This window comes from Photobacterium lutimaris (assembly GCF_003025555.1).
Taxonomy (GTDB): domain Bacteria; phylum Pseudomonadota; class Gammaproteobacteria; order Enterobacterales; family Vibrionaceae; genus Photobacterium; species Photobacterium lutimaris.
On record NZ_PYMH01000004.1, the window covers coordinates 350,916 to 356,915 of the forward strand.

The 6,000-nt window shown below is 45.8% G+C and carries 7 protein-coding genes; 1 reads left to right on the plus strand and 6 read right to left on the minus strand.

Translation table 11 applies throughout. The annotated features are described in order from the left end of the window. The first annotated feature begins 136 nt into the window (after positions 1–136). Positions 137–655 carry an aminoacyl-tRNA deacylase gene (locus tag C9I99_RS11990; RefSeq protein ID WP_107349113.1) on the plus strand — a complete coding sequence of 173 codons (519 nt, stop codon included), beginning with the start codon at positions 137–139 and terminating at the stop codon, positions 653–655. A gap of 87 nt (positions 656–742) precedes the next feature. On the opposite strand, the gene C9I99_RS11995 is transcribed toward C9I99_RS11990, so the two are convergent. From C9I99_RS11995 to C9I99_RS12020, 6 genes are all read right to left on the minus strand, one after another. Beyond that, on the minus strand, positions 743–1,276 hold the full coding sequence (locus C9I99_RS11995; RefSeq protein WP_107349114.1) for a protein disulfide oxidoreductase: 534 nt from the start codon (positions 1,274–1,276) through the stop codon (positions 743–745). Then, positions 1,276–3,378, minus strand: coding sequence for a protein-disulfide reductase DsbD family protein (locus tag C9I99_RS12000; RefSeq protein WP_107349115.1), 2,103 nt, complete (start codon positions 3,376–3,378; stop codon positions 1,276–1,278). Before C9I99_RS12000 ends, C9I99_RS11995 begins: the two co-directional genes overlap by 1 nt. Positions 3,379–3,450: 72 nt before the next feature. Further along, on the minus strand, positions 3,451–3,837 hold the full coding sequence (locus C9I99_RS12005; protein ID WP_107349116.1) for a hypothetical protein: 387 nt from the start codon (positions 3,835–3,837) through the stop codon (positions 3,451–3,453). A 311-nt stretch (positions 3,838–4,148) separates the two neighbouring features. Next, on the minus strand, positions 4,149–5,105 hold the full coding sequence (ylqF, locus tag C9I99_RS12010) for a ribosome biogenesis GTPase YlqF (RefSeq protein WP_107349117.1): 957 nt from the start codon (positions 5,103–5,105) through the stop codon (positions 4,149–4,151). Between the two features lie 189 nt (positions 5,106–5,294). Continuing rightward, complete coding sequence (locus C9I99_RS12015) at positions 5,295–5,576, minus strand: hypothetical protein (RefSeq protein WP_107349118.1); 282 nt, start codon at positions 5,574–5,576, stop codon at positions 5,295–5,297. A gap of 312 nt (positions 5,577–5,888) precedes the next feature. After that, positions 5,889–6,000, minus strand: a 112-nt coding sequence (locus C9I99_RS12020) for an IS3 family transposase (protein WP_146151177.1), incomplete at its 5' end; no start/stop codon positions are given.

The following is a 6,000-nucleotide window of genomic DNA, read 5'->3' on the forward strand; positions in this document are numbered from 1 at the left end:
ATTGTTTACGAGTCTCGGGCGTAATTTACTCGCGAAATTGGCTATCTCCTTCCATACTGAGGCTGTAAGTCTAGTTTCCATCAGGTCTGTTTTCTGTTGGTGGAAGCGGCTTGATGAATGATCAGGAGGTGATCTTATGGCTATGGCACTGACAGTAGGGCAATTCCTCAATAGCCACAATGTCGACTTTAGTTTAACTCGACATAAACATACCGATACGTCATTTAGCTCGGCCATATCGGCCCATGTACCCACATCACAGGTCGCGAAGGCTGTGCTGCTAAAAGATCAGAAAGGTGAGTTCTTGATGGCAGTCGTTCCTTCTAATCGCCGCGTTATGATAGATAAGATCAGCCGCATGATGGGGAAACAATTCTTTCTTGTTGGTGAGCATGAACTTACCTCAATTTTCCAAGATTGTGAGCCCGGTGCGGTCCCGTCAATCGGTCAACCTTATCAGATTGATATGTTGGTTGATGATATGTTGTTTGATCAAGATGAACTGTTCATCGAGTCGGGGGATCATGAAAATCTGATCCACGTTGATGCTAAGCAGTTTCATAAAATCATGCAGGACATTCCTCATAGGAATATTAGTGGGTATCGAATGATGTTTTCAGACGGCCATGAAGGTAGGCATTGGGAATGGGAGTAACTAGTGCTTTTTTGTACTAAAGATGCGTTCCTTATATTAAACAGCCCAGTCTTAGACTGGGCTGTTTGTTTGTGTTTGACATTATTTTCAGGATGCCAATTGCATTCTGAGCCATAGGCCCGGCGGAGTGCTAAAGCCGGTGGTTACCGAAGAGACCTGACCATCTTTGATGATGAAGATAGAAGGTACCGCAGAGATCCCCCATTGCTTCATTAACACACCATGGCTATCGTTAATGGTGGTAAAACCATAACCGTGATGGTCAAGGTAGCCGTTGACTCGACGACTATCGCCCGAGTTTACGGCAATTGAGACGACATCGTAGTCTCCATCCAGCCAATTAATGGTAGGACTGACAAAACGGCACACACTGCACCATGTACCCCAGAAATACACCATCACGGGCTTTTCATGACTGCGGGCAATCAGGTCGATTTCTTCCCCTTTGGTTGATTGAGCAACCAGAATAGGCACCGAGCCTTGCGGCATACTTTGGCTTCGCCATAGATCAAGGCCCGTCGTTACGGCGATCAAAAGCAGTAGCATCAAACCGGCTTCTTTTAGAAATCGTACGACTCTGGATGGTTTGGCTTTGCTGTCAGTTGACGAAGATGGAGCCATTATTCAGCCCCTGTACCATTTACTGTTTCTATCGCCTTGATAACATCGTTGTTGGTGATAATGACAGGGAGTGCAACCCCCGTCGGTGCCTTGGGACCATATACAATGTTGAACGGAACGCCAAAGCGCCCATTGGAGCGTAGGAATCCGGTGACATAGTCAGATGGCTTGGTCCAGTCTCCCTTCATCAATACGATATTGTCTTGTTCAAGGGCAGAATAGACGGGATCTTGTAGCAGGACACTGACTTTATTGACCTTACAAGTAATACACCAATCAGCTGTTACGTCGACAAAGACGGTTTTGCCTTGGCTAACCTGTTGCTGTATAGCGTCAATATTAAGCGGTTGCCAAGCGTGATCCTGTGCTAATGGTGTTGCCCAATTGTTGGCTGTCATGCTGCCAGCGATCAGTCCGCCACCAGTGCCAACGATGATGAATGCCATGGCCAGAATAACGGGCTTACGGCCTTTCATCTTGCCTAATCGCCATAGCAGTACAACGACTAATAATACACCCACCAGGGCAACCGCAAATGTGGAAAAGAAGTTCGCCATTAGGCTCAGTAGCCAAAGGCTTGTAGCCAGCATCATTAAACCAAAGAGGGTTTTGAGCTTACCCATCCACATACCTGGCTTTGGTAGTAACCGGGCTAGTCGAGGGAAGAGGGCAATCACCAACCAAGGGGCAGCCATGCCGATTGCAAGGGCGGTAAAGATGGCGAGCAAGGTGATAACGTCGGCACCCAGTGCAAAAGCAACAGCGGTACCTAGGAATGGCGCACTGCATGGTGTTGCTAGCAGGGTCGCAAACATACCCTGAACAAAGTGGCCCAAGTAGGAATCATCGCCTTTTGTTGCCAGCCAGGTACTGGTGCCGCTTGATAGACGAATTTCGAATAAGCCCAGCATATTCGCGGCAAACAGTGCGGTAATCATCACCATGGCACCGATAAAGTATGGACTTTGGAACTGTACTCCCCAGCCCAGAGCTTGGCCTGATAATTTGAGCACAATCAGAAAGCCAGCCAGTAGCCAGAATGAAGTGAGAATACCCGCCGCTGAAGATAGGAATTGCATGCGGATTTGACGTTTCTTGAGCCCTTTGGCGGCAATAACGCTGCTGAGTTTCATACCGAGAACAGGCAAAACACACGGCATGATATTGAGGATCAAACCGCCTAACAGGGCAATGCCGATAATCTCAAGCAAGTTGTTGCTACTGGCTGTCAGGGTAACAGGGGTATCAGTGGCAATGCCTTGGGTTTCAACTGAAAAATCAGTATCACTGATGGTGACATTCAGTGTTTCACCAAGCAGTTTTGGCTCTCCGAACCAGCTACTTACCTTCATTTGGGCCGTTAGGGTATTACCATTTACCTGAACGGTTGGCTTTAGGAATGACGCGTCTTGAACGTTCTGAGATTCACCATCGATAAATACGTCAGGTTGGTTCCAGCCAAGGATATTGGTGGCAACGACTGACATGAGCTTGCTGTCTTTATCCCACGACAGCGCTTTGATCGCTACGCTTGGTTGTTCTGTGGGTACGCGACTCATCCCTTGGTTGTACAAGTGCATTGCTTGTTCAGATGCAGTTAGATCGGCGGGGGTGAAATCCAGCGTGATCTCGTAATCAGTTAGCACACAAATATTGGTGCAGGAAGACATGGTTAAGATACCTGATAGAAAAACAGGCTTTGACATATCTTCAATATGTAGTGTCATCGGAAAAATAATGGTGTGTTTATAACCGAGGGTCTCGACGCCTAGAAATTCATAGCGTTTTGGCATCGGCCAATGCCAGTCAATATTTTCGAGGTTATTCGACAACGACCAATCGATAGAGGGAGCCACGCCACCTTCACCCGGGCTGCGCCAGTAGGTTTTCCAATCACCGTCTAGCTTAACTTCTAATAGGGCTTCGACTGTCTTTGTTTCAGGGTTTTGTTGTCCTGTCAGCATATAACGAAGCTCGACAGGAGGATGGTCAGGGTTCTGTAACCAACCGGTTGAATACTCGATGGCAGAAGCTGAGAATGAGAAAAGGCTACCCACCAAAGCAATCAAAGTGGTAAGTAAGGATAATCGTTTAATAATCATATTTTTCAATGTAATAACTCCAGGAATAACAAAAGCGAACTCACGCAATACATGAACATGATTGGCTTTGTTTTATTCTCGGAACACACACAACGTCAGGTGACGCCGCCGTGTGGGGTGGATGGGTTCTGTGAATATCGGGGTTGCTTGGGTGATAGCAGCATAGATCAGCAAAGCCATTACAACGATAAACAAACTAACGATAGCATGCTCAACGGAGTGCTGATGCATTTGCAATAAGTGATCAGAAAGCGAGCATTTACTATGATCTGTCGAGTCATTCATCTGGCTCGATACGAACGTCGCGTCGGTTGGCAGACTTATCTGGCTAGAGGTTAGATCATTGGCTGCACACGCGGTTGTATAGCCGAAATTTTGCCCGGAACAGACAAAAATCACGACCAACACTAACAGCAAGGTATATTTGGCTGCTTGGTTTTGGTTTACCGCTTGGCTCATTAACGATCTCAGTAAGAATTTGATTTTATGGTCTCTTTGCCACTTTAGCCAAGAGAGAACTTACAATGTCATTCAGACCGTGTTAGGTCGGAAAAGTTTCACCGTAAAACGAATGATCGCTATTTTCTAACTTTTCGCTCTATACCGCAACCAGTGTGCGATATAGGGAGGGTATTGGGATGGTTGGAAATGAAAAACCCCCACATGCATTCACATGTGAGGGTTTGAAAGCGAGGAGTTGAAAACGGGTATATTGAAAGTCACCAGCTTAAAGCTCACTTATGTCCCTTGAAGAGAATATGGCGATAAGATCAACGCTTGTTTTTCAGGTAGCGCTTGCGGCGTTCTTCTTTTTTCTTCGCTTTTTCTTCTGCTTTCTTCTCGGCTTCAATCTCTACGTTAATCAATTCCTGAGTGATCATCTCCGGACGTTCCATGGTGATTTGGCCCAGCGTGCCGTTACGTAGTTCGTTGATCAGAATTTCAGAAGCTTTGTGAAGATCGACACGTCCGCCCGATCTTAAACAGCCACGTTTACGGCCAATGGCTTCCATTAACTCGATTTCACTGTCAGAGACTTCGTCTTCATCAAGGTCGTAACGCGCCTTGATCAGATCTGGGTATGCCTTAATTAGGTACTCAATAGTGAAGAAGGCAACATCAATGTAGTCCATCGCGGTGTCTTTAACCGCGCCTGTTGCCGCCAGACGGAAACCACTGTGCGGGTTTTCAACTTTTGGCCACAAGATCCCAGGGGTATCAGACAGCACAATACCGTTTTGCAGGTTGATGCGTTGTTGCTGGCGGGTTACTGCCGGCTGGTTACCCGTGATAGCAACGGTACGGCCAGCAAGGGTATTGATGATGGTGGATTTACCCACATTCGGAATGCCCATGATCATGGTACGTATGTTTTTGCCCATTTCCTCACGGTGTGGCACGAGCTTGCGGCAAAGATCCATGATTTTATGGACTTCGCTGACGTTCTCTGTAGTGATCGCCAGTGCCTTAACACCTTGCTCTTTCTCTAGGTGATCGATCCATAGCTGTGTCATTTCAGGATCAGCAAGGTCACGCTTATTCAGAACCTTAACAACCGGCTTATTGTTTTTTTCGCGGAAGGTTTTAATCAGTGGGTTTTCACTACTGAATGGAATGCGGGCATCAAGTACTTCGATGATCACATCTACCTTCGGTAGGACTTCTTCAATTTCTTTGCGGGCCTTGTGCATGTGACCCGGGAACCATTGAATTTTGTTGTTAACCATTTGAAAAATATACCTTTTATTTTTATGGCTAGGCTGGTGGGGTATCAAGTGGGGTACCAAGTAATGAAATTCAATTTTTGGGTACCAAAGGCAAAGTTCAAGTCACCCATAGCCACATCAGCAATTAATGTGATGATATTAACATTTTCTACTGCATGCGAATAGTTGGGATGTCTTATATAGGCCCTATTACCACTTTGAACCAATGCCTTTAAATGTGTTGTAGCTATCGTTTATGATTTTTTCCAGTAGGGTGTTGCGGTGGCAGCCTTGCTCATAGGCCATTTCATCTAACTTAGACTTAACATCGGTACTCATAAGTATACTGTATGCCTTGCGACCTTCTAGCTTGTCGCGGCGCTTTTTTTGGCTCCAGGCTCTTTTCATTTTGATGATGAGAAGTTGTTTATCAGCAGGGGACACATTCCAATTATCGAACTGGTATATCGCTAGGTTGAGACGTTCGGCCAAGATTTGTGATTTAGGATCTAAGCTGTTGGTAACACTGCTTTGAATGCCTTGGTGGCTGTCGATGTAATTAATCAGCCACTCAACTTGCCGAACATCTTTTGTATTTACCCAATTGAAACTTTCAATGCTGGCAAGGTATGACCATTTTCTTTCCAGGTTTGCACTTAGTTCTGATTTTTCGTGTTTCAGTGCCTCGTGCCTTAAGAAAAAGCGATGAATTATATCGTATCTAAGGCCTGTGGAAGATGTTTGATGAGGAAGTTTGTACTCATTATAGGGAATAAAAGCTGAGAAATATGAATAGCCACCGACTCAGTAGACACTAGTTAGCCTCTCTTTGTACTGCTTTTCATACTCTACAGGCGACAACTGGTTATTGGAACCGTGTCTACGTTTAACGTTGTAGAACATCTCTATATATTCG

Excerpts from the sequence above, each read along its gene's own strand:
- C9I99_RS11990 (WP_107349113.1), top strand. The coding sequence starts at position 137 with ATGGCTATGGCACTGACAGTAGGGCAATTCCTCAATAGCCACAATGTC.
- C9I99_RS12005 (WP_107349116.1), bottom strand. The coding sequence starts at position 3,837 with ATGAGCCAAGCGGTAAACCAAAACCAAGCAGCCAAATATACCTTGCTG.
- C9I99_RS11995 (WP_107349114.1), bottom strand. The coding sequence starts at position 1,276 with ATGGCTCCATCTTCGTCAACTGACAGCAAAGCCAAACCATCCAGAGTC.
- ylqF (WP_107349117.1), bottom strand. The coding sequence starts at position 5,105 with ATGGTTAACAACAAAATTCAATGGTTCCCGGGTCACATGCACAAGGCC.
- C9I99_RS12000 (WP_107349115.1), bottom strand. The coding sequence starts at position 3,378 with ATGATTATTAAACGATTATCCTTACTTACCACTTTGATTGCTTTGGTG.